This window comes from Paraburkholderia phenazinium, from assembly GCF_900142845.1.
Taxonomy (GTDB): Bacteria; Pseudomonadota; Gammaproteobacteria; order Burkholderiales; family Burkholderiaceae; genus Paraburkholderia; species Paraburkholderia phenazinium_A.
On sequence record NZ_FSRU01000002.1, the window covers coordinates 2,459,318 to 2,482,614 of the forward strand.

The following is a 23,297-nucleotide window of genomic DNA, read 5'->3' on the forward strand; positions in this document are numbered from 1 at the left end:
TCAGTTATCCGAATCAAACCGGGCGTTCTCCCAACGCACCACGCCGGTGCAGCCACCCTGCCCTTTCGCTTTCCGCGCTGCAGCACAGCCGTTACAATCGACTATCGAAAAGATATTCGATCGTGACGATTACCGAACTGAAGCAAAGGAGAAGACATGGAGATTCGTGACAATGTATTCCTGATCACCGGCGGTGCATCCGGTCTCGGCGCGGCAACTGCGCGCCTGTTCGCCTCGGAAGGCGGCAAGATCGTGGTGGCCGACCTCAATCAGGACGCCGGCGTAGCGCTCGCCCAGGAGTTGGGCGGCGTGTTCGTCAAGTGCGATGTGAGCCGCGAGGAAGACGCCATCCAGGCCGTCGATGCCGCCGTCAAACTCGGCACGCTGCGCGGCCTCATCAACTGCGCGGGCGTGGCGCCGGCCATCAAGACCGTCGGCAAGGACGGGCCGCATCCGCTCGAGTCGTTCACGCGCACGATCTCGATCAACCTGATCGGCACTTTCAACATGATCCGCCTCGCCGCGGCGGCAATGGCGAAGAACGCGCCGAACGCGCTGGGCGAGCGCGGCGTGATCATCAACACGGCATCGGTCGCGGCGTTCGACGGCCAGATCGGCCAGGCCGCGTACGCGGCATCGAAGAGCGGCGTGGTGGGCATGACGCTGCCGATCGCACGCGATCTGTCGCGCAACGCCATTCGTGTGATGACGATTGCACCGGGCATCTTCGAAACGCCGATGCTGCTCGGCATGCCGCAGGAGGTGCAGGATGCCCTCGGTGCGATGGTGCCGTTCCCGCCGCGCCTCGGCAAACCAGGCGAGTACGCCATGCTGGCCAAGCAGATCTTCGACAACCCGATGCTCAATGGCGAAGTGATCCGTCTGGACGGTGCGATCCGGATGCAGCCGAAGTAATACGGCTTGCTGGGCAGGATGCATCGTCCACGCACTGCCCAAAGTAAAGTAAAACGCCTGCAGTGCGCTCGATGCGCGTCGCAGGCGTTTTACTTTGGGTCTTTCGTATGAGCTAACCGGAGCCGGTTGGCCGCAGCGGCCGCGCACCAGGTGCGTCGCCACGCCGGCAAAACCGCCTCAATCGCGATCGTTATGCTGCGTGCGCTGCCGCAACTCGTGCAACTGCGATTCGACGACCGTTGCATCGTCAGCGTCAGGCCGATCGCCGAGGTAGCGTTCGAGATCTTCAAGCGCCGGACGCAGATAATCGAGCCGCGCATAAGCGAAACCGCGGTCGCGGATTTCCTCGATGCTCTCCGGCAGCAGAATCACGAGACGCTGCTGAACGGCCAGCAAGCGCTGCCAGCGTTCCGTCTGAAGATAGGTGGACTTCAGAGTCCCCAGCATCCGCGCGATGATCTCGCGGCGCGTGGCCGGTTGCAGCAGCATCCGCAAGGCGCGGCTCACCGACTCGCCCGCCGACGCCACATACGGCTCGAGCATCTCCACCATCTCCGACTCCGACAGCGAATGCCCCGTGGTCGGATCGAGCATCACGTCGCCATCGGGCGTGGTCACGCGCAGCAGGAAGTGCCCGGGAAACGACACGCCGCGCACAGGAATGCCGATCTGCTCGGCCATCTCCAGATACAGTACCGCGAGCGAAATGGGAATGCCGCGGCGCCGTTTGAGGACGACGTTCAGATGGCTGTTGTCGGGGTCGTAGTAATCGTTGAGGTTGCTGCCGAAGCCCAGCTCGCGGAAGAAAAAGCGGTTCAGAATGCCGACCTTCTGCTTGATGTCGGCGTCGGCCGGCATGCGGCGCTGCAGGCGCACCACCAGCTCGTCGAGCTCGGCGAGCGTGCCTTGCAGATCGAGATCGGGATAAGCATCCTGTGCAAGCGACAGCGCTGCCTCGGTCAGGGGCAGACTGTCGTCTTCGGCGACCAGCGTGCTGAAATAGTCGAGAACCCGCGTCGTCGTGATCACTTCACTCGCCTTCTGAAATACGCGTACTTGAAGCCCATCAGCCAGAGCATACCGAAATATAGCGCAGCAAACAGAACGAGGCACGCTGCGAGCAATACGATGCGCGCGAGCGGTTGGGCATGCAAGCCGATCCAGTCGAAGCTGATGGCAAACCAGTGCATCACCCCCGCGAGGACGAGGCACGCGCCGATCATCTGCACAAAGAAAACCAGCCAGCCGCTCGACGGCATATAGATGCCGCGCCGGCGCAAGCCGATAAACAGCAGCAGCGCGTTCATGCAGGCGCCGAGCCCAACGCTCAGCGTCAAGCCGGCATGCGCAAAGATCGGCACAAAGACGAAATTGCTCAACTGCGTGACGACCAGCACACCCACGCCGATCTTGACCGGCGTCTTGATGTCCTGCTTCGCATAGAAGCCCGGCGCGAGGATCTTGATGAGGATGAGCCCGATCAAGCCGACGCCGTACGCCGCCAGCGCGCGTCCGACCATCACGACCGAATGGGCGTCGAACTTGCCGTAGTGGAACAGCGTGGCCGTCAGCGGCTCGGCGAAGAAAAACAGCGCAATCGCGCTGGGCGCGGCCAGTAGAAACGTGACCCGCAGCCCCCAGTCGAGCAGCGACGAATACTCGTGCGGATCGGCGTCGACGTGGGCCTTGGAGAGGCTCGGCAGCAGGATCGTGCCGAGCGCGACGCCCAGCAGCGCGGTGGGGAACTCCATCAGCCGGTCGGCGTAGTTGATCCAGGAGACCGCCCCCGGTCCGATGCGCGACGCGATGTTGGTGTTGATGATGAGACTGATCTGCGCCACCGACACCGCGAACATGGCCGGCACCATCTTCGACAGCACCCGCTTGACGCCGCGATGCGCGAGCGCGCGCACCGGGTTCCAGCCGATGCGCGGCACCATGTCGATCTTCTTGAGGCCGGGCAACTGCACGAGGAACTGCAGCACGCCGCCGACGATCACCGCCCAGGCCAGCGCATAGACCGGTGTCTTCATATGCGGCGCGACGAACACGGCCGCGACGATGAACGCTACGTTCAGCAGCACCGGCGCGAAAGCGGGCAGCGAAAAGTTCTTGTAAGTATTCAGCACGCCCGACGCCAGCGACGTCAGCGAAATGAACACGATGTACGGGAACATGATGCGCGTCATCGTGACGGCGAGCGGATACGCCTGGCCGTCATGCGCCAGACCCGAGGCCACCACGAACACCACGCCGGAGGCCCCCACCACGCCGATCAGCGACAGGATGGCCAGCGCCCAGGCGAGCACCGTCGAGGTTGCGTCGACGAGCGCCTTGGTCGCGTCATGTCCCTGCTGATTCTTGAACTCGGCAAGAATCGGCACGAACGCCTGCGAGAAGGCACCTTCCGCGGAAATGCGACGCAGCAGGTTGGGAATGCGAAAGGCGACGTAGAACGCGTCGGTGAATTGGCTGGCGCCGAACGCACGGGCGATCAGCGTTTCGCGGGCCAGTCCGGTCACGCGCGACAGCAGCGTGAAGCCGCTGACCGTCAGCAGGGCTCGGAATAGATTCATGGGGCGCTTATTATACGGGTGCCGCAGGTGCGGACGATCAGCCGGGACCCGAATCGGACCGATTTGTCGCCCAGACGTTCGCTCGGGCTTTCGCTCGAACTTTCGTTTTGTGGGACACACGCTGGGGAATGGCGTACGGCCGGCGGGGCCGCCCACACGCCGGACCCCGTATTTTCGTTTGCCACGTGCCTGTTTTTGTTGCTATAATCGCCGGTTTCGACGCTCGATCAATTTTCGGACAGCATTCGTGTGCCTCCGGTGCGTACCCTAAGCACCCTCTGAATGCCTGCTGAAACGGGCCTGATTCGCGTAGCGAATCAGTAGATTCGTCAGTAATTTCGACACTTTTTGCGCTCTTGGGCAATCGCTTCCAAGGGTTCGATCTAAAAGCAGCGCCCGGCCACTTGAAGGTCAGGTACTGGAAACAGGAACAGGATAAGGAACCGTCATGGCTAACTCCGCACAAGCACGCAAGCGCGCCCGTCAGGCCGCGAAAGCAAACTCGCACAACTCGGCGCTGCGCTCGAAGTTCCGCACGGCTATCAAGGCTGTTCGCAAGGCGATCGACGCCGGCGACAAGGCCAAGGCCGCTGAGATCTTCCTGTCGTCGTCGAAGACGATCGACATCATCGCCGACAAGAAAATCGTTCACAAGAACAAGGCAGCTCGCCATAAGAGCCGCCTCGCTGCAGCCATCAAGGGTCTGCAAGCGCCCGCAGCGCAGTAAATCCGGTCAGCCCGCTTCGGTGGGCTACCTCCTGTTTCCGCTGCGTCATGAAAGCCCGCTTCGGCGGGCTTTTTTGTTTGCTTTTGTGTCCGAGGCAAGCGCCTTACGCACGCCCAGCAGACCTGCCCGGTCGCGGAGCACAAAGCCGGGCACAAAAAAACCCGCTCTTTGCGGGTTTCATCATTTCCATTTGCCCTGCGACTCGAGTTTCCTCGCCACCGCTGAGTCAGGCTGCCTGCCGGCATAGCACGCTCTGTGTTACTTCGCCTTCAGCGCCTGTTGCGTGCCGTGCTCCGGCGGCAATTCGCAGGCCTCGGTCACCAGCAGATCATTGTCTTTCGCGAAGTTCATGACGAAGTCGAAGGCCATCGGCTCGATATCGCGCAGCCGCGAGTCGAGGATGACGCATTTGAGATCGTCGAGCATCGTAGGGCGGACGTACAGCGAGTACTGCATGTAGGCGTTCGGCCCTTTTCTCACACCCGGCCCGAACATGGACATGACCCCGGCGAGGCGCTCCGACCAGTCGCTCGGCCGAAACTTCTTTCCGTTCGAAGTGATGCCCTGAATGAAATATTCGGTTGGAGCTGATTCGGCCATGTAGGGATACCTGTGTGACTGCCCAGCACAATGCCAGCGAATGCGGCTGCCTGAACGGCTAACTGAACACGTCGTACACGACCTCGCGGACCTCGCCGCCAAGGGCCGCGGTGCCGACAAAGGCCACCTCGGCAATCGTCATGACGGCGCACCGCGAGGAAAGCCTTCCGGGCGCGCGAGCCGTGTCCAGCAAGCGTGGAACCTGCTTGCCGGGCTTTTGGGAAACCCCGAGATTATAGCTCAGCGGGCCTCTTTCCGCACCGCACACAAGAACTCTCCTACGCGTCCTGTGCTCGTCCAGGAATCGCCGCCCTGCCGTCCGGCTAGCTCGTCAAACGGGTGAAAATCCTTTATGCTGCATCGAGTTGTGCGACACGACGCTCGCAGTAGTCGTGTAGAGGAGACAACCTCTCTAAAAATCAAGCCTTTGGAAAGGCCGAGCTTTCCTTAAACAATCTCAGCGCCCGTAGTAAGTCACGGTTCGTCCCCTTGGTAGACTTCTAACGTCTATACATAGGCCGTGAGATCGGTTCGCCGGTCTGGGGTTCCCTGAGAGACAGTCTCCCGTCTCACAAAGGTGGTCAACATGGACAAGCGGGACCAGTACGGTGTAAATGCAGTCCGTCGCGATATCGCATCCATTGTGGATGGGTTTGTCGAGATGAGAGCTCACCTCGGTCGTATTGCTAAAAGACTCGACGATCTTCGTTGGTTCGTCGGTGGCTTAGCGGTTGCGAGCGTGGTGGCTGCTGGCTTGGCGAAGCATTTCATCGGGTAACACTGCCCGTCTTTTCATGTACGACGCGAGCGAAAGCTCTGTCTGTCATTGTTCAACCTACCGGCTGTATTCATTGGTAGGCAGCGAACCTGTTATGCGACTAGCAGTAGCCTACGGAGACATGCGTCACTGGCAACGGTGAGGTGTGAAGCTCTCCTGACAACGTAGCCCCCGGCATCGGGCAAGGCGAAACCGTGAGGTATTGTCTTGAAGACTCCCAGCAGCAAGGGGGTTGAGGAGCTAGGCTGGCTGGCATGGGCAACATATGTGAACTGCTGATAAACCTCGTAAGCACGCGTTGTGCCGAAGCTGCTACTGGCACTGACCAAAAGGTACGTGGTTGGCTAACTCGTTGACTCGTCGGGTTACGTCGTCGTTTACAACCACCGGGGAATAGGCAGGCCCTAAACCAGTCGTGTGACAGACAGGGAACGTGGTAAGCCTGTACTGCTGCCGGGGACGAAAGTCTCTGGCAGGTGAACCGCAAGGAACACTGTTGGCCGTGCAGGTATGGGAGGACGGAAAAAGCGAACGCCGAACTGTAATGGTACGGATAGAGGTAGCAACATTATCTCACGCGAAAGCGGGCAGACTTCCGTCTGGTCTACCGTCGCAAGACGGCTGACTACCCTTTGACTCGATACCTGGGTCGGTTGCAGTACACCGACATCTATTTGGATTCCCTTGTGGGAGCGAAGTTGGCTCCCACAAGGGGACAACTCCGTTCTCCTGCTCGGGATTTTTATTTTTCGAGAAGGAGAGCAGCATGAAAGTATCCATTCGGAAGGATGGATCTGCGCTTTCCCACGCGCTGGACAACTGGCACGCCGTAGATTGGCAGCGGGTTGAAAGGAACGTGAGAGGGATGCAGATTCGAATTGCGAAGGCTTCGCAGGAAGGCAAATGGCGCAGAGTGAAGGCACTGCAACGGATGCTAACCCGCACGTTGTCCGCCAAGTTGTGGGCGGTACGACGCGTTACGCAAAACCAAGGCAAGCGAACGGCTGGAGTCGATCGCGAGCTATGGGACACGCCTGAAAGCCGATGGCTTGCTGTCGGTAGGTTGAAAAGGCGTGGATATAGGCCTCTGCCATTACGGAGGGTCTTTATCCCCAAGGCGAATGGAAAGATGCGCCCGTTGGGCATCCCCACCATGCTGGACAGAGCGATGCAGGCTCTGTACTTACTCGCCTTGGAGCCGGTGGCGGAGACGACGAGCGATCCGAACTCGTATGGGTTTCGGAAGAATCGTTCGACGGCCGATGCCATGGCCCAAATATTTCTCTCGACGTCCAAGAAGGTTTCCGCTGCTTGGATTTTGGAGGCCGATATTAAGGGCTGCTTTGACCATATCAACCATGGCTGGTTGGAAAGCCACGTCCTGATGGACAAAGCGATCCTCCGGAAGTGGTTGAACGCTGGCTTGATTTATAAGGGCCAGCTTCAGGCGACTGAAGCCGGTACGCCGCAGGGGGGCATTATTTCCCCGACGTTGGCTAACGTGACGCTGAACGGACTGGAACGAGAACTTGCCGAACACCTCGGTGCAAAGTTTGGTCTCGCGAAGGCGAAGAAGCTAAAAGTCAATGTTGTAAGGTACGCGGACGACTTTGTGATAACTGGCACGTCGCAAGAGGTGCTGGAGACTGAAGTCCGACCTTGGATCGAAGCATTCCTCGCTGTACGAGGGCTGCAACTATCTGAGGAAAAGACGCGGATCGTCCATATTGACCACGGCTTCGACTTCCTTGGGTGGCATTTCCGTAAGTATCAGGGAACGCTACTTATCAAGCCGGGCAAGAAGAACGCGCAAGCGTTCTATCGCAAGGTGGTGGAAGTGATTAGCGGCAACAAGACGGTAAAGCAAGAGGAGTTGATTCGCTTGCTGAACCCGATGCTACGTGGTTGGGCGCAGTATCACCGCCCCGTGGTAGCCAAGGCGACGTACAGCCGCATGGAGTACCTGATTTTTCAGAGACTCTGGCGGTGGTCGAAACGGCGGCATCCGCAGAAGAACCGCGACTGGATCAGGAAGAAATATTTCCATTCGGTTGGGGCGCGGAATTGGGTGTTCGCCGCTCCTGTGGTGAAAGATGACGGCAGTAAGGGCTTACTGGAGCTGTACCAGATCACCGGTACACCGATTCAGCGGCACAAGAAGGTCAAGGGAGCATACAATCCTTTCGACCCGCAGTGGGAACAGTACGGCGAACAACTTCGACAGGCGCGGCTGGAGCAATCCATGTCGTACCGGCGCGAATGGGTTACGCTGTATATGTCTCAAGGTGGATTGTGTGCGCTGTGCGGCACGGAGTTGACAGAGGAAACGGGTTGGCATGATCATCATCTGGAATACCGGATGCATGGCGGCTCGGACGCGCTGTCTAATCGTGTTCTCCTGCACCCGCATTGCCACCAGCAAGTGCATAACCTGAATGTTGTTGTAACTAAGCCGGTTCTCCAATAGGGGAGCTTCGTCGATAGGCTCGAGCCGGATGCGGTGAAAGTCGCAAGTCCGGTTCCAAGGGGGCTCCTCTTCCGTAAGGAAGGGGGGCTACCCTCCACCACAAACGACGGCGGCGCCGTCCGGCAATTTCGCCGGGTGAGACCGCCGTATTTGTTTCATGACCGCCAAGAAAATTCGCCACTACCTGCAGTTCAACGATTTCTCGCTGGAAGACTACGAGTACGTGCTCGAACGCGCGCGCATTCTCAAGCGCAAGTTCAAGAACTACGAGACCTACCATCCGCTGCACGACCGCACGCTCGCGATGATCTTCGAGAAAAACTCGACGCGCACGCGCCTGTCGTTCGAAGCGGGCATCTTCCAGCTCGGCGGCCATGCCGTCTTCATGAGCACGCGCGACACCCAACTGGGCCGCGGCGAGCCGATCGAAGACGCGGCGCAGGTAATCTCGCGCATGGTGGACATCATCATGATCCGCACGTTCGGTCAGGACATCCTCAAGCGCTTTGCCGAGAATTCGCGGGTGCCGGTCATCAACGGCCTCACCAACGAGTATCACCCGTGCCAGGTGCTGGCTGACATCTTCACGTATTTCGAGCATCGCGGTCCGATTCGCGACAAGACGGTGGCATGGGTCGGCGACGCCAACAATATGCTCTACACGTGGATCGAAGCGGCGCAGATTCTCGGCTTCAAGCTGCGCCTGTCCACGCCGCCGGGCTACAAGCTCGACCGTGCGATGGTGGCAGCCGAAAGCGCCCCGTTCTACGAAGAATTTGACGATCCGAACGAGGCTTGCGCCGGCGCCGATCTGGTCACCACAGATGTCTGGACCAGCATGGGTTTCGAGGCGGAAAACGAAGCGCGCAAGAAGGCCTTCGCCGACTGGTGCGTGGATGCCGAGATGATGGCGCGCGCCAATTCCGATGCGCTCTTCATGCACTGTCTGCCGGCCCACCGTGGCGAGGAAGTCAGCGCGGAAGTGATCGACGGACCGCAAAGCGTCGTGTGGGACGAAGCGGAAAACCGCCTGCATGTGCAAAAGGCTTTGATGGAATTTCTCTTGCTCGGCAAGCTGAACCACTGAGCAAGGTCTGCGTGAGACGCGACGGGGCCCGATTACGAGGCGGGCATCCACGCACGCGCCGCGCTCGGAGCCGTATGCGCTGAAAGCAGGTTGGCGACGAGCATTCCGTCGGCGCTTGATTTTGCGTGAGCGAAGTCAAGCGCCACGGTGCTGCGCACTGGCCTACAAACAGACCGGCTCCGCCTCCAGTTCAACACCAAACCGCTCGCGCACGTCGTGCTGAATGGCCCGCGCCAGCGCAAGCACCTCCGCACCATTCGCCCCGCCGCGATTCACCAGCACCAGCGCCTGGCGTTCATGTACGGCCGCCGCACCCATGGCGCGCCCTTTCCAGCCACAGCGGTCGATCAGCCAACCCGCGGCGAGCTTCACCGCACCGTCCGGCTGCCGGTAAGACACCACCTCCGGCTCGCGCTGCTGCAAAGCGTCGAACTGCACGGCGTCGATCACCGGATTCTTGAAGAAGCTACCCGCATTGCCGAGTTGCGCCGGATCGGGCAATTTCGCGCGCCGTACCGCGACGACGGCATCGAAAATCGCCTGCGCGTCCGGCGATGTGTCACCATGACCCTCAGCGGCCAGTTCCCGCGCGATGTCCGCGTAGCTCGCTCGCGGCACCCAGGCCTTCGGCAAACGAAAGGTCACCGACGTAATCACAAAGCGGTCACGCCCTTCGCGCTTGAAAAAACTGTCGCGATAGCCGAACCGGCAAGCGGCTGCGTCGAGTTCACGCGCCTCGCCGGTGGCTAGTTCGACCGCGCGCAGCGACGCGAAGCGCTCGCACATTTCCAGGCCATAAGCGCCGATGTTCTGGATCGGCGCCGCGCCCACCGTACCGGGGATCAGCGCGAGGTTTTCGAGTCCGGGCATCCCTTGCGCCAGGGTCCAGGCCACGAATTCGTGCCAGTTTTCGCCAGCGGCTGCTTCGACGTACCAGGCTTCGTCGTCTTCGCGCGCGAGCCGGCGGCCGCGCAGTGCGACGAGCAGCACGAGGCCGTCGAAGTCGCCGGTCAGCACAACGTTACTGCCGCCGCCCAGCACCAGACGGCGCAGGCCCGCCGCACGCGGGTCGCGCACGGCGGCCAGCAGTTGCGCCTCGTGCTCGACGCGGCATGCCAGGCGCGCGCGGACATCGAAACCAAACGTGTTGTGCGCCTGCAGCCGAAAGTCGGCGAGGAAAGAAGTGGAGTCGGGCTGGTGGGACATCGGGGACATCGAAATGTGAGGGCCGTCTGCCGCAGGCCGGGTGATCATCCGCAGCGGCCTTGGGCAAAAGAGTAAGGCGTCGGTAAAATGACGTCCGGTTCGTGATTATAGCGAGTGCGTCGTGCGCAGCCGTCCGGCGGCGCCACGCACCGCCGCACTATTGGGAGAGAGCAATGCCATCGTTTGACGTCGTCTGCGAAGCCAACATGATCGAAGTCAAGAACGCGATCGAGCAGTCCAACAAGGAAATTTCAACCCGCTTCGACTTCAAGGGATCGGACGCGCGGGTCGAGCACAAGGAACACGAATTGACGCTGTATGCCGACGACGACTTCAAGCTCGGCCAGGTCAAGGACGTGATGGTGTCGAAAATGGCCAAGCGCAACGTGGACGTGCGCTTCCTCGACTACGGCAAGATCGAGAAGATCGGCGGCGACAAGGTCAAGCAGGTCGTCACCGTGAAGAAAGGCGTGTCGGGCGATCTGGCGAAGAAAATCGTCAGGCTCGTGAAAGATAGCAAGATCAAGGTGCAGGCGAGCATTCAGGGCGACGCGGTGCGTGTGAACGGCACCAAGCGCGACGACCTGCAAAGCGTGATCGCGCTGCTGCGCAAGGACGTCACGGATACACCGCTCGACTTCAACAACTTCCGCGACTAAGGTGCGCGACCAAGGCGTTCAGGCGAGGGGGTGAAGCCGGCGCGCATTCGCGCCGCTCGGGGGGCATTCGGCGGTCTTGAGACAGTCGCGGTGCGCCGCCCGGCGCTGTGTAGAGCCGTGTGGAGCCCGCCCCGCAGTGTCCCCGCTTGCCCCCGCCCGCTTCAGCCTCAGTGCCGCTTCGCGGCCGTCTGCGCTTCGGCCTTCTTCTGAGCCTCGGCCTTCTTCTTGTCGCCGATGCGGCTTTCCTGCCCCGCCATCAGTTTCGCGATGTTGCCGCGATGGCGCCAGACCAGCAGCGAACTCATCACGACGATCGCCAGCGCAATGATGTTCGCGCCGAACAGAAAACCGTCGAAGAGCGGCGCGAACACCGCAGCCGCCAACGCCGCCAGCGACGAATAGCGGGTGAAGAACGCAACGATCAGCCAGGTCAGCAACGTGGCGATGCCAAGCACCGGGTTGATCGCCAGCAGCACGCCCGCGGCCGTCGCGACGCCCTTGCCGCCTTTGAAGCGGAAGAAAACCGGATACAGGTGGCCGAGGAACACGGCAATCGCGGCGAGCGCGATCGCCGTATCGTCAAGGCCGTAATGCGGACCGAAGTGGCTCACGAGCCAGACGGCGAGCCAGCCCTTGAACGCATCGCCCACCAGCGTCAGGATCGCGGCCGTCTTGTTACCGCTTCGCAGCACGTTGGTGGCGCCGGGATTCTTCGAACCGTAGGAGCGCGGGTCGGCCAGGCCCATCACGGCACTGACGATCACGGCAAACGACACCGAACCGATCAGATAAGCGACGACGGCGACGATCAGGTTTTGCATCTGGGGACTCTTATAGGTATCGGAAAGCGCGACGGGTGCAACAGGTGCAACATGCACCCCACGGCACGAACGAAACGGCGAACATTCTACCCAACCGGACCGGCGCGGCCAGCCACTTTTGCAGAGGCCCGGCACGAAAACGCCGGGCTACGCGGGTTTACCTGACCCTTTTCGAGCAGTGGTGACGCGGAGCCGGAAGTTGGGTGGTCCTCAATCCACGCTCGCGCATTGCACCGGTTTCGCGTCCAGCAGCGTAGTCAGCACGGCGGGAGCAATGCTGACGAGAAAGCCGCGCCGCCCGCCGTTCAGCCAGATCTGTTCGAGTTCGAGAATACTCGACTCGACATACACCGGCATCGCCTTACGGGTACCGAAAGGCGACGTGCCGCCGATCAGGTAGCCGGAGTGCCGGTTCGCCACTTCGGGCTTGCACGGCTCGACGCGCTTTGCGCCGATCTGCCGCGCAAGGTTCTTGGTGGAGACGGTACGGTCGCCGTGCATCAGCACGATCAGCGGCTTGGCATGCTCGTCTTCCATGACGAGCGTCTTGACCACCCGATGCTCGTCGACACCGAGCTGGCGCGCCGATTCCGTGGTGCCGCCGTGCTCCACATAATCATAAGGATGTTCGCCGAACGCGACGCCATGGCGGCGCAAAAACTGAGTGGCAGGCGTTTCGGAGACGTGTCTGGATTTGCTCATCGGCGCATTGTAATAGCGACCTCGCACAACGGCTATTTGCCGAACGGCCAATTGTGCGCCTGTGGCCACTGTGGCACGATCGTTCGTAAATCATCCGGCGCGACGCGTACGGATACCCTACCGTTTCAAGGAGACAGCGTTGACCCTCGACTCGCCCGCGCGCCGCGCCATCCACGTTCCCAGCCTGCTGGCGGCGCTACCGCGGCGCATCGCCGAGATCCCGGCGCTGGCCGCCGCGCGCGATCCGCAGCACGTCGCCCTGATCGAAGATGCGCGCCGTCTGACGAGCGCGCAACTGCTCGAAGCTGTCGAGGCGACCGCCGCGCTGCTGCGCGAATGGGGCGTTCGCGGCGGCGACCGCGTGATGATCGTGGCGGAAAACAGCATCGTGCAGGTCGTGCTGCTGTTCGCCACCGCTGCGCTCGACGCGTGGGCACTCGTCTCGAACGCGCGCCTGTCCGCCGCCGAGCTCGACGCAATCCGCGCTCACGCCAGGCCGCGCCTCATCGCCTATGCCGTGGAAAGCTCGTCCGACGCGCAGCAACACGCCCAGCGCCATGGCGCAGTTACGGCGCCCGCGCTCGCGCCCGATATCGGCGCGTGGGCCTATACGCTTGACGACACCGTCGCGGCAGAACCGGTCGAGGCCGCAAGCGAGCGTCAGTGCGCCGCGCTGATCTACACCACGGGCACCACCGGCGCGCCCAAGGGCGTGATGCTGTCGCATCGCAACCTGCTGTTTATCGCGGCGATTTCGAGCGGCCTGCGCAGTGTCGGCCCGGACGATGTGGTGTACGCCGTCCTGCCAATGTCGCATGTCTACGGTTTCGCCTCGGTGTGCCTCGGCAGCCTGTATGCCGGCGCCACCTTGCGGCTCGCGCCGCGTTTCGCGCCCGAAGCCGTGCGCCGCGCGCTCGCCGAAGAGCGCGTGTCGATCTTCCAGGGCGTCCCCGCGATGCACGCCAAGCTGCTCGAACATCTGCAGACGCACGGTCATGCGTGGTCCGCGCCGCATCTTCGCTTTGCGTACTCGGGCGGCTCGCCGCTCGACGCGGCGCTGAAGGCCCATGTCGAAAGCGTCTACGGTCTCACGCTGCACAACGGCTACGGCATGACCGAGAGCAGCCCGACTGTCGCGCAGACCTTGCTCGATGCACCGCGCAGCGATTGCTCGGTCGGCCAGGCGATTCCCGGCATCGAGGTGCGCTTCGTCACGCTCGAGGGTGTGGACGCCGCGCAAGGCGAGATCGGCGAGTTGTGGGTGCGTGGTCCGAACGTCATGCTCGGCTACTACCGCAACCCGGAGCAGACCCGCGCGACCGTGACCGAAGACGGCTGGCTCAAGACCGGCGATCTCGCGCGCCAGGATGCGGACGGCGCCCTGCACATCGTCGGACGCAGCAAGGAGTTGATCATCCGTTCGGGGTTCAACGTGTATCCGGCGGAAGTCGAGCACGTGCTGAATGCACATCCGGACGTCGTGCAATCGGCGGTGATCGGGCGGGCAGTCGAAGGCAATGAAGAGGTCGTGGCCTTCGTCGAACTGCGGGCCGGCGCCAAGGTTACGCCGGCAGAGTTGATCGCGTGGTGCGGCGAGCGTCTTGCACCGTACAAGCGTCCCGCCGAAGTTCGGGCGCTCGCTGCGCTGCCGGCTGCGTCAACGGGCAAGATCCTCAAGCATCGGCTGCGCGATCTGGTTTGAGCGACGAGCCTCGCGGCAGCGGCAGCCGCATTCGTTACGTTAGCCGGATTGGCCGGGCTGGCCGTATCCGCGGTGTCAACCACAGAAGCCGCATTAGCCAGGCAGCCCCATCACCCGCGCGGATGATGTGCCGCGTGCAGCGACTTCAGCCGCTCACGCGCAACGTGGGTGTAGATCTGCGTGGTCGAAATATCCGTGTGCCCCAGCAGCAACTGCACTACGCGCAGATCGGCGCCGTGATTTAGCAGATGCGTCGCAAACGCATGCCGCAGCGTATGCGGCGAGAGCGGCGCATGCACCTCGGCGGCCGCTGCGTGACGCTTGATGATGTTCCAGAACTGCTGGCGCGTCATGCCTTCGGCGCGTGTCGTGACGAACAGCGCGTCGGTGGCGCGCGCGCCCAGCAACGCGGGCCGCGCCTCGCGCAGGTAGCGCTCGATCCACGCATGCGCTTCCTCGCCGAATGGAATCAGGCGCTCCTTCGAGCCCTTGCCCATCACCCGCACGACGCCTTCGTTAAGCCCCACCTCCACCGTCTTCAGCGTGACAAGCTCGGTGACGCGCAGGCCGCTGGCATACATCAGTTCCAGCATTGTGCGATCGCGCAGGCCGAGCGGTGTGTCGATATCGGGCGCGCCAAGCAGCGCTTCGACCTGGGCTTCGCTCAGCGTCGCAGGAAAACGCGCCGGCTGTTTGGCCGAGCGGATGCGCAGCGTCGGATCCACCTGGGCGCGATGCTCGCGCACGGCCCAGGCGTAGTAGCGCCGGAACACCGAGAGGCGCCGGTTCGACGAAGTCGACTTATCCTTCTGCCGCACCACGCTATAGGCGGTGAGATCGGCTTCGCTGGCGGTATCGAGCGAGCTGTTGCGGCTTTGCGCCAGCCACTCGCAGAACAGGCGCAGATCGCGCCGGTACGCATCGAGCGTGTTGCGCGACAGGCCGTGTTCGAGCCACAGCGCGTCGCAGAACGCGTCGATCGAGGCGTTGCTTGCCACGAACAGCGGCGACGCAGCGGGCGCGGCGGAGTCGTCAGCAGGGATGGCAACGATAGCTTCGCTCATGCGTAGGGCACACCTTCATGCGCCAGCAGCCAGCGCTTCACGTTGTGGAAAAAATCGTCGTTCGCATGATGCGCGAAGCCGCCAAGACCGCTTGACGACACCACGCGATGACACGGGATCACCAACGGAAAATAGTTCGAACCGCACGCCTGGCCGACCGCGCGCGGCACGCTGCCCACCTCCCTGGCAAGCTGCCCGTAGGTGAGCACGACCCCGGGCGGAATCGCGCTGATGCCCGCCCACACGCGTTGCTGAAACGCGGTACCCACAGCGGCCAGCGGCAGGTCGAAGCCCGCCGAAGCACGCTCCAGATAGCGTTCGATCTGCTGCGCCGCTTGCCTTGCCAACGGCGTCTCCGGTGCGACGTTGCTCACCGACTCCGGCAAAAAGACAATCTCGCGCACCTTCTCGGCTTCGAGCCGGATGCCGATCTTGCCGAACGGCGCGTCGATCACTGCGTTGAACATGATGTGCCTGCCCAATGGTCCTGTACTTGCCCAATGTGTCTGCGCGACCGGTTCGCGCCGGCCGGGGCGCGGAGCGCGGGGCAATGCGCGCTGCCGTGCCCGAAACCCCGCTACTGTACGCCGCCTGCTTACGCGGCTTCAAGCGCCCATTCGACGTGCTCGCGCACGAGCGGCGACGGATCTTCCACACGACGGCGCAAGGCGTCGACAATCGCCGCTCGCGCGCCGCCGGCGAAGCTTGCCGGATCGGCACGCAGCGCGTTGCCCATGCCGACCGCCAGATTGCGCAGCCAGCACTCATAGCCGATGCGGCGAATCGCGCTGCCCTGCATGCGCGTATCGAACTCGTCGGCGCTCCAGTCGAACAGATCGACCAGCGTCGCGCGATCGAGTCCGTGCCGCACGTCGAAATCGGCAACCGGCGCGGCCTGCGCAAACTTGTTCCACGGACAGACCAGTTGGCAATCGTCGCAGCCATACACACGATTACCGATCAGCGGGCGCAAATCCGGCGGAATACTGCCTTTCAGTTCGATGGTCAGATAGGAGATGCAAAGACGCGCGTCGACCTTATAAGGCGCGACGATCGCGCCGGTCGGGCACGCGTCGATGCAGCGCGTGCAACTGCCGCAATGGGCGCCGGGCGTCTGCGGCGCGTCGTCCGGAGAAGTCTCGGCGTCGGTCGGCAGCGGCACGTCGACATAGATTTCGCCGAGGAAAAACAGCGAACCGGCGTCGCGTTGCAACAGTAACGTATGCTTGCCGCGCCAGCCGACGCCCGCCTTCTGCGCGAGTTCGACCTCGAGAACCGGGGCGGAATCGGTGAACACGCGGTAGCCGTAGGCGCCGATTTCCGCTTCGATCTTTTCGGCGAGCTGCTGCAGGCGGTTGCGCATCACCTTGTGATAATCGCGGCCCCGCGCGTAGATCGAAACCACCGCCGCCGCAGGATCGCCAAGCCTTGCATGCTCAACGGCGCGCCAGTTGCGCCCTTCCTGCTGCGGGCTTTCACCGGCCTTTCCAGCTTCTTCCGTGGGTGACGAACGCGAGGGCGAATGTGAAGACAAATGCGCGGGCAAATAGGCCATCCGCGCACTGATGACGCGTCGCGTATGGGCCACAAGCTCTGCGGGCCGCGCGCGTTTCATCCCATGTTTAGCCATATAATCCATCTCGCCGTGGCAGCCCTCTTCGAGCCATGCGGCAAGATTAGCCTCGGCAGCGGAGAGATCGGTATCGCTGATGCCGACCGCCCCGAAACCTAGTTCGCGGCCCCACGCCTTGATGCGCAGGGCAAGCGCCGCCAGCGCCGCTTCATCGAAACGACGCATGGCAGGCGCATCGTCATCGGACGCAGGCGTGCAGGAAACGGGGGACTCCGGACTTCGGTTCATCACGCCATTTTACGAGAATGCCCGACAACTCCGATCTCTCGATCCAACCGCCTGCCGCCGTCCTGCTCGAGCGTCACTTTGCGCTCGCGGACGAAGCCGCCACCAGTGCGTTCGGCGTGCGCTTCGCAGAGGCCATTGAGGGCGTGCGCAAAGCGCACCATGCGCATGGCGGCCACGCGGCATTTCACGGCCTGCAGGTGCAACTGACGGGCGACCTCGGCGCGGGCAAAACCACCCTCGTGCGCGCCACGTTGCGCGGCCTCGGTCACACTGGGCGGGTGCGCAGTCCCACCTATACGCTCGTCGAACCGTATGCGGTCGAAAGACCCGATGGGGAACTTGAGCTCTATCACTTCGATCTGTACCGTTTCACCGATCCGGCCGAATGGGCCGACGCCGGCTTTCGCGAGTACTTCGACAGCGGCGCGGTTTGCCTCGTCGAATGGCCGCAACGCGCGGGCGGTCTGCTAGGCGTGCCGGATCTTGTTTTCTCGCTCGATGTGGATGGCGACGGCCGGCTGCTGATTGCCCGGGCGTACAGCGAATCAGGAAAAGCATGTCTAGAAAGATGTTAATCAAACCATTTCGCTCGATCGAGTCCGCCGCTACCGCAACGCATAACTGGCGGCGCCGGCAGATTCTCCGCGCCGGCGCCTCGACGCTCGTGCTCGGCCTCGTCGCGCCGCGCCTCGCCTGGGCCAGCTCGGTGCTCGGCGTGCGGGTCTGGCCGGCGCGCGACTACACCCGCGTGACGATCGAATCCGATCAGCCGCTGCAGAACACCCAGCAACTGCTGCAAGGCCCCGACCGCCTGGTGGTCGATCTGAACGGCCTCGATCTCGACCAGGCGCTCAAGGACCTGGTGTCGAAAATCACGCCGAACGATCCGCAGATCCAGGCGGTGCGTGTCGGCCAGTATCAACCGCATGTGGTGCGGATGGTGTTCGATCTGAAAGGCTCGGTGAAGCCGCAGGTGTTCACGTTGCCGCCGGTCGGCTCGTACAAGTACCGGCTGGTGTTCGACCTGTACCCGGCGGTCGCACCGGATCCGATGATGGATTTGCTCGCGCAGAGCGAGCACAAGCAGCAGCGCCTCGATGAAAATAACGCGCCGCCCAGCACGTTGAGCGGCCCCGGCACCACACCGCCCACCGCCGACAACAGCGAGGCGTTTTTCGACCGCTACGCGCAGGACAACGGCAGCGCTCCGGATGCGCCGCGGCCGCCCGTGCACAGCGCACCCGTGCCCGCGCCGCGAGCGCTGGCCCAGGCGCCAACGCCCAGCAAGCCGGCGGCGCCGCCGAGCGCACTGGCCAACAACAACGGCAACAACAGCGATAGCGGCGACAGCGCCGACGACACCTACGCCTTCACCACGCCGAAGTCCGGCAAGAGCGGCACGGTGCGTCTCCTGACCGTGGCGATCGACCCGGGTCATGGCGGCGAAGACCCCGGTGCGATCGGCAGTGCGGGCACCTACGAGAAGCACATCGCGCTCGACATCGCGAAGAAGCTGCGCGCCAAGATCGATGCGCAGCCCAACATGCGCTCGATGATGACGCGCGACGACGATTTCTTCGTGCCGCTGAACGTTCGCGTGCAGAAAGCGCGGCGCGTCGGCGCCGACCTGTTCGTGTCGATCCACGCGGACGCGTTCACCACGCCGCTCGCGCGCGGCTCGTCGGTGTTCGCGCTGTCGGACCATGGCGCATCGAGCGCCGCGGCGCGCTGGATGGCGAACAAGGAAAACTCGTCGGACCAGATTGGCGGGATCAACATCAAATCGGACGACGCCGCGGTCAACCGCGCGCTGTTCGACATGTCGACCACCGCGCAGATCCGCGATTCGATGCGCTACGGCAACTTCGTGCTGAACGAGATCGGCGACATCAACAAGCTGCACAAGGGCTCGGTCGAACAGGCCGGCTTCGCCGTGCTGAAGGCGCCCGACATTCCGTCCATCCTCGTCGAGACGGCCTTCATCAGCAACCCGGACGAAGAGAAGCGCCTGAACGACGACGCCTATCGCGACCAGATGGCGTCCGCGATCCTGAAGGGCATCAAGCGGTACTTCGCGGCCAATCCGCCGCTGGCGAAGAACCGCATGACGTGAGGCGGCCTAGCGCGCCGGCACAAAACGCCGCACGAGCCAGCCGCCGAACACGTTCACCGCAAGACCGGCCATCACCAGCGCGGCGCCTGCGATCTGCGGCGTCGTCAGATGCTCGTCGAGAAACACCGAAGCGGACGCAAGACCGACAATCGGCACGAGCAACGAGAACGGCGCGACCTGGCTCGCCGGATAGCGCGCCAGCAGACGGCTCCAGAGGCTGTAGCCGAGCAGCGTCGCAATGAAGGCGAGATACACCACCGCGAAGATCGACGTGGCGCCGATGCCCGACAACGCAGCCACGATCCGCTGCGGCCCTTCGAACGCGTAAGACAGCGCAAGAAACGGCAGCGGCGGAATCAGGCTTCCCCACACGACCAGCCCCACCAGATCCACCTTGCCGACCTTCTTCGTGACGATGTTGCCGAGCGCCCATGAACCGGCCGCGCACAAGGTCAGCACGAAGCCGGCGAGGGTCATCGCGTGTCCGCCCTGCATGCCGATCACAGCGAGGCCGCCGGATGCAATGGCCAGCCCGACGACGTTCGGCGCGCGAAAGCGCTCGTGCAGGAAGACGCCGGCGAAGATCAGCGTGAAGAAAGCCTGCGCCTGCAGCACCAGCGATGCCAGACCGGCCGGCATGCCGACGTACATGGCGGAAAAGAGAAACGCGAACTGGCCGAACGAGATCGTCGCGCCGTAGGCGAGCAGCCAGCGCCAGGGCATCTGCGGGCGCTTGACGAAGAACACGGCGGGTAGCGCGGCGAGGCCGAAACGCAGCGCGCCGAGCAACATCGGCGGCACGCCGTGCAGGCCCACCTTGATCACGACAAAGTTGATGCCCCAGGCAATGACCACCACCAGCGCCAGCAGCAGATCCTTCGGCGCCATCGCCGTCTCCTTGTGTTGTTGTCGGAAGTGGGAGTTTAGCGGAGCCAGCCCCGCCGCAAACAGCACCATCCCCCGCACACCAGTAGAATGACCCCATCCACCACCCACCGAGCCTGCCCATGTCCTCCTCGATCAAAGCAGTCCTCAAGCCCCACTTGCGCGACGTCGGCGGCCTGACCGTCCGCCGCGTGTTGCCGGCGCTGGCGGCGCGCCTGATCGGGCCGTTCATATTCTTCGACCACATGGGCCCCGCCACCCTCGAACCCGGCGTGGGCCTCGACGTGCGTCCGCATCCGCATATCGGCCTCGCCACCGTCACCTACCTGTTCGAAGGCGCGATCATGCATCGCGACAGCCTCGGCTCGGAGCAGAAAATCGTCCCCGGCGACGTCAACTGGATGACCGCCGGCCGCGGCATCGTCCACTCGGAACGCACGCCCCCTGAAGACCGCGCGAGCGGCCTGACGATGCACGGCATCCAGACCTGGGTCGCCTTGCCGCTCGACGCGGAAGAGATCGAACCGTCCTTCGAGCATCACGCCGCCGCGACGCTGCCCGAAATCGAACGCAACGGCGTCACGCTGCGCGTGATCGCCGGCACCGCGTTCGGTCAGACCGCGCCGGTAACGACGTTCTCAGGCACGCTCTACGTGGCCGCGCATTTCACGCCGGGCGGCGCCTTCGCGCTCGAACCCGAGCACGAGGAACGCGGCGTCTACCTGGTGGACGGCGATCTGGAGATTGACGGCGCGCCGCTCGAAGCCGGCCAGATGGCCGTTCTGGCGCTCGACGAAACCGTGACGCTCGCCAGCAGCGGCGGCGCCACCGTGATGCTGCTCGGCGGAGAAAAGCTCGATGGCGAGCGCTTCATCGAATGGAATTTCGTTGCCAGCTCGCGCGAGAAAATCGACCAGGCCAAACTCGCCTGGACGAATCAGGAAATGGGCAAAGTCCCGGGCGAAACGGAGTGGATTCCGCTGCCCGAACGCCCAGCGCACTGAAGGCACTGGACGCACGCCACACTAAACGCACTGAACGGAAGACGCGCACGGATGCGGCTTAAGCCGGGCTCGCGAGAGTCCCGCCGCAAGGCAGGAGGCGTGCATTGAAGCCGCTGCATTCGCCCCCATCTACACGCTCGACCTGTTATACCGACGAGGATGCAATGGAAACAACCCTGGCCACTTTCGAAAAAGACGTCATCACCGCCTCGACGCTTGCGCCGGTGCTGGTCGACTTCTGGGCGCCGTGGTGCGGACCGTGCAAGACGCTCGGCCCGATGCTGGAAAAACTCGAAGCCGAATATGCCGGCAAATGGCGCCTCGTCAAAGTGAACGTCGACGAGAATCAGGAACTGGCCGCGCACTTCCAGGTACGCAGCATTCCGCACGTCATGGCCTTTGCTGACGGCCAACCCGTGGACCAGTTTGTCGGCGTGCTGCCGGAAGGCCAGTTGCGCGCCTTCCTCGACCGGCTGGTGCCGCAAGGCGCCGACGCCGCACGCGCCGAAGCCCAGGCCGCGCTCGCCGAAGGCCGCCGCGAAGACGCTTACGACGCGCTCAAGGCCGGCCTAGCCTACGACCCGGGTTACGACGACGCGCGTCTCGATCTGATCGAACTGCTGCTGGAAGACAACCGCATCGACGAAGCGCGCAACGAGGTGGACCTGCTGTCGCCGAAGACCACCCAGGGCATCGACGCACGCTTCAACGCCATCAAGACGCGCCTCGACGCCGTGGATGCCGCCGCGGACCTGCCGCCCACCGACGCGCTGGAAGCCCGCGTCGCCGCCGAGCCCGCCGATCTCGAAGCCCGCTTCGACCTCGCCAGCGCGCTGATTGCGCGGCGCAACTATGCCGGCGCGCTCGAGCATCTGCTCGCCATCGTGCAGCGCGACCGCACGTTCCGCGACGACATCGGCCGCAAGACCATGCTGTCGGTGTTCGATCTCGCCGCCCATCAGCCGGAAATCGTCTCGCAGTGGCGGCGCAAGCTGAGCGCCGCGCTGTTCTAAACGGCTGCCAGCGCGCGCAGCACGTGTGCGGCGGCGGCGAACCCGAAGCTCGCCGTCACGCACACGCTTGAACCGAATCCCGCACAGTTCAAGCCGACCGGCCCGGTATGCCCCGGCGAAGTAGTGACGTGCTCAGCTTCCTCGTCGATGTCGCAAACGGCGGCTTCCGGGTAGATCAACGGTTCGTCCGAATACACCGCGCTCACCTTGAATCTGGCCTTCGGACCGCGCGGGAAACCATGCAGCTTGCGTAATTGCGCGCGCACCTTCGAGAGCAGCGGATCCTGAATCGTCAACGCCAGATCGTCGATGCGGATGCGCGTCGGGTCGAGCTGGCCGCCCGCGCCGCCCACCGTGATCAACGGCTGTTGCTGCTCGACACACCATGCGATCAGCGCGGTCTTGGTACGCACGCTGTCGATGGCATCGATCACGTAGTCGAAACCGCCGCCCAGCACCTTGGCGAAGTTGTCCGGCTCGATGAAGTCTTCCACCAGCCGCACGTCGCACAGCGGATTGATCTGCGCGATCCGTTCGGCCATTGCCTCGACCTTCGGCTTGCCGTAGTTGCCGTCGAGCGCGTGGATCTGCCGGTTCGTGTTGCTTTCCGCGACGTTGTCGAGATCGATCAGCGTCAGGCTGCCCACCGCACTGCGCGCCAGCGCCTCGGCCACCCACGAGCCGACCCCGCCAATGCCGATCACCGCCACGCTGGCACGCTCGAACGCCGCGAGCGCCGGCGCGCCATACAGCCGGGCAATGCCGCCAAACCGCCGCGCATGATCGGCGGCTTCAAAGCCGCCGGGGCTGGTAGTAAGATCGGAATGCGCGGTAGAACTGAGTGTCGACATGGTCAGGGGCTCGTTGGGATCGGGCAAAAAGCGGGTAAAGCAGCGGATAAAAGCAACGGGCATAAAACGCAAACCGCAGCACAGTACACAGCAAACTGCGGCCAACCACGAAGCAAACTAAAAAGCAGACAAAACCTGTCAAGGCGCAAACGAATCGCAGTCGGAAACACCGTTAAGAAACACACGCATGCGCCAATCCGGTATTTTGCCTGATCGCGTCACAACCGACGCTAAAGCCCTGCGTGGGCCTCGCTCAAGGCGCCGCA

The 23,297-nt window shown here is 63.1% G+C and carries 22 protein-coding genes; 11 read left to right on the forward strand and 11 right to left on the reverse strand.

The window, feature by feature from the left end:
- Positions 1 to 156: 156 nt before the first annotated feature.
- The gene (locus BUS12_RS27970) at positions 157 to 915 is read left to right on the forward strand and encodes an SDR family NAD(P)-dependent oxidoreductase (RefSeq protein WP_074300614.1); all 759 of its coding nucleotides are present in this window, start codon (positions 157 to 159) and stop codon (positions 913 to 915) included.
- A gap of 177 nt (positions 916 to 1,092) precedes the next feature.
- Here BUS12_RS27970 and BUS12_RS27975 read toward each other — a convergent pair whose 3' ends face one another.
- Together BUS12_RS27975 and murJ are read right to left on the reverse strand one after the other, a co-directional pair.
- Positions 1,093 to 1,944 carry a SirB1 family protein gene (locus BUS12_RS27975; RefSeq protein WP_074300615.1) on the reverse strand — a complete coding sequence of 284 codons (852 nt, stop codon included), beginning with the start codon at positions 1,942 to 1,944 and terminating at the stop codon, positions 1,093 to 1,095.
- Entirely contained in the window at positions 1,941 to 3,491 is a 1,551-nt protein-coding gene (gene murJ, locus BUS12_RS27980) for a murein biosynthesis integral membrane protein MurJ (protein WP_074300616.1), read from the reverse strand. Before murJ ends, BUS12_RS27975 begins: the two co-directional genes overlap by 4 nt.
- A gap of 448 nt (positions 3,492 to 3,939) precedes the next feature.
- Here murJ and rpsT point away from each other — a divergent pair, with 448 nt between their 5' ends.
- A complete protein-coding gene (gene rpsT / locus BUS12_RS27985) occupies positions 3,940 to 4,218 on the forward strand; it encodes a 30S ribosomal protein S20 (RefSeq protein ID WP_074300617.1) in 279 nt (92 codons plus the stop codon).
- Between the two features lie 258 nt (positions 4,219 to 4,476).
- Here rpsT and BUS12_RS27990 read toward each other — a convergent pair whose 3' ends face one another.
- Complete coding sequence (locus BUS12_RS27990; protein ID WP_074300618.1) at positions 4,477 to 4,818, reverse strand: DUF3579 domain-containing protein; 342 nt, start codon at positions 4,816 to 4,818, stop codon at positions 4,477 to 4,479.
- Between the two features lie 586 nt (positions 4,819 to 5,404).
- Between BUS12_RS27990 and BUS12_RS27995 the strand changes: the two genes are divergently transcribed.
- The 3 genes from BUS12_RS27995 to argF all read left to right on the forward strand — a co-directional run bounded on the left by BUS12_RS27995 (position 5,405) and on the right by argF (position 9,150).
- Positions 5,405 to 5,596 carry a hypothetical protein gene (locus tag BUS12_RS27995; RefSeq protein WP_074300619.1) on the forward strand — a complete coding sequence of 64 codons (192 nt, stop codon included), beginning with the start codon at positions 5,405 to 5,407 and terminating at the stop codon, positions 5,594 to 5,596.
- 766 nt (positions 5,597 to 6,362) lie between these two features.
- Positions 6,363 to 8,063 (forward strand): group II intron reverse transcriptase/maturase, encoded by a 1,701-nt coding sequence (ltrA, locus tag BUS12_RS28000; protein ID WP_074300620.1) that lies wholly within the window; start codon positions 6,363 to 6,365, stop codon positions 8,061 to 8,063.
- A 157-nt stretch (positions 8,064 to 8,220) separates the two neighbouring features.
- Positions 8,221 to 9,150, forward strand: a complete 930-nt coding sequence (gene argF / locus BUS12_RS28005) for an ornithine carbamoyltransferase (RefSeq protein WP_074300621.1) — start codon at positions 8,221 to 8,223, stop codon at positions 9,148 to 9,150.
- Between the two features lie 162 nt (positions 9,151 to 9,312).
- Here the strand turns inward: argF and murB are convergent, their stop codons facing one another.
- Positions 9,313 to 10,356: a UDP-N-acetylmuramate dehydrogenase gene (gene murB / locus BUS12_RS28010; protein ID WP_074300622.1), complete on the reverse strand. Its 1,044-nt coding sequence runs from the start codon at positions 10,354 to 10,356 to the stop codon at positions 9,313 to 9,315.
- 173 nt (positions 10,357 to 10,529) lie between these two features.
- Here murB and BUS12_RS28015 point away from each other — a divergent pair, with 173 nt between their 5' ends.
- Positions 10,530 to 11,015: a YajQ family cyclic di-GMP-binding protein gene (locus BUS12_RS28015; RefSeq protein WP_074300623.1), complete on the forward strand. Its 486-nt coding sequence runs from the start codon at positions 10,530 to 10,532 to the stop codon at positions 11,013 to 11,015.
- A gap of 167 nt (positions 11,016 to 11,182) precedes the next feature.
- Here the strand turns inward: BUS12_RS28015 and plsY are convergent, their stop codons facing one another.
- Positions 11,183 to 11,836, reverse strand: a complete 654-nt coding sequence (plsY, locus tag BUS12_RS28020; RefSeq protein WP_074300624.1) for a glycerol-3-phosphate 1-O-acyltransferase PlsY — start codon at positions 11,834 to 11,836, stop codon at positions 11,183 to 11,185.
- A gap of 210 nt (positions 11,837 to 12,046) precedes the next feature.
- A complete protein-coding gene (gene ybaK / locus BUS12_RS28025; protein WP_074300625.1) occupies positions 12,047 to 12,538 on the reverse strand; it encodes a Cys-tRNA(Pro) deacylase in 492 nt (163 codons plus the stop codon).
- A 139-nt stretch (positions 12,539 to 12,677) separates the two neighbouring features.
- On the opposite strand from ybaK, the gene BUS12_RS28030 reads away from it, so the two are divergent.
- Positions 12,678 to 14,240 carry a class I adenylate-forming enzyme family protein gene (locus BUS12_RS28030; RefSeq protein WP_074300626.1) on the forward strand — a complete coding sequence of 521 codons (1,563 nt, stop codon included), beginning with the start codon at positions 12,678 to 12,680 and terminating at the stop codon, positions 14,238 to 14,240.
- A 110-nt stretch (positions 14,241 to 14,350) separates the two neighbouring features.
- Here the strand turns inward: BUS12_RS28030 and xerD are convergent, their stop codons facing one another.
- The 3 genes from xerD to queG form a co-directional block, all read right to left on the reverse strand.
- A complete protein-coding gene (gene xerD / locus BUS12_RS28035) occupies positions 14,351 to 15,304 on the reverse strand; it encodes a site-specific tyrosine recombinase XerD (RefSeq protein WP_074300627.1) in 954 nt (317 codons plus the stop codon).
- On the reverse strand, positions 15,301 to 15,771 hold the full coding sequence (locus BUS12_RS28040; RefSeq protein ID WP_074300628.1) for a methylated-DNA--[protein]-cysteine S-methyltransferase: 471 nt from the start codon (positions 15,769 to 15,771) through the stop codon (positions 15,301 to 15,303). The genes xerD and BUS12_RS28040 overlap by 4 nt, the downstream gene beginning before the upstream one ends.
- A gap of 128 nt (positions 15,772 to 15,899) precedes the next feature.
- Positions 15,900 to 17,165, reverse strand: coding sequence for a tRNA epoxyqueuosine(34) reductase QueG (queG, locus tag BUS12_RS28045; protein ID WP_074300629.1), 1,266 nt, complete (start codon positions 17,163 to 17,165; stop codon positions 15,900 to 15,902).
- 17 nt (positions 17,166 to 17,182) lie between these two features.
- Here queG and tsaE point away from each other — a divergent pair, with 17 nt between their 5' ends.
- Both tsaE and BUS12_RS28055 read left to right on the forward strand, forming a co-directional pair.
- The gene (gene tsaE, locus BUS12_RS28050) at positions 17,183 to 17,740 is read left to right on the forward strand and encodes a tRNA (adenosine(37)-N6)-threonylcarbamoyltransferase complex ATPase subunit type 1 TsaE (RefSeq protein WP_074300630.1); all 558 of its coding nucleotides are present in this window, start codon (positions 17,183 to 17,185) and stop codon (positions 17,738 to 17,740) included.
- Positions 17,722 to 19,278 carry an N-acetylmuramoyl-L-alanine amidase gene (locus BUS12_RS28055; protein ID WP_074300631.1) on the forward strand — a complete coding sequence of 519 codons (1,557 nt, stop codon included), beginning with the start codon at positions 17,722 to 17,724 and terminating at the stop codon, positions 19,276 to 19,278. The genes tsaE and BUS12_RS28055 overlap by 19 nt, the downstream gene beginning before the upstream one ends.
- 6 nt (positions 19,279 to 19,284) lie before the next feature.
- On the opposite strand, the gene BUS12_RS28060 is transcribed toward BUS12_RS28055, so the two are convergent.
- Positions 19,285 to 20,166: an EamA family transporter gene (locus BUS12_RS28060; RefSeq protein ID WP_074300632.1), complete on the reverse strand. Its 882-nt coding sequence runs from the start codon at positions 20,164 to 20,166 to the stop codon at positions 19,285 to 19,287.
- A gap of 119 nt (positions 20,167 to 20,285) precedes the next feature.
- On the opposite strand from BUS12_RS28060, the gene BUS12_RS28065 reads away from it, so the two are divergent.
- Together BUS12_RS28065 and trxA are read left to right on the forward strand one after the other, a co-directional pair.
- Positions 20,286 to 21,167: a pirin family protein gene (locus BUS12_RS28065; RefSeq protein ID WP_074300633.1), complete on the forward strand. Its 882-nt coding sequence runs from the start codon at positions 20,286 to 20,288 to the stop codon at positions 21,165 to 21,167.
- Positions 21,168 to 21,331: 164 nt separating this feature from the next.
- Positions 21,332 to 22,180: a thioredoxin gene (gene trxA / locus BUS12_RS28070; RefSeq protein ID WP_074300634.1), complete on the forward strand. Its 849-nt coding sequence runs from the start codon at positions 21,332 to 21,334 to the stop codon at positions 22,178 to 22,180.
- Here trxA and tcdA read toward each other — a convergent pair.
- Entirely contained in the window at positions 22,177 to 23,031 is an 855-nt protein-coding gene (gene tcdA / locus BUS12_RS28075) for a tRNA cyclic N6-threonylcarbamoyladenosine(37) synthase TcdA (RefSeq protein ID WP_074300635.1), read from the reverse strand. The two genes, trxA and tcdA, sit on opposite strands and share 4 nt — an antisense overlap.
- Positions 23,032 to 23,297: the final 266 nt, after the last annotated feature.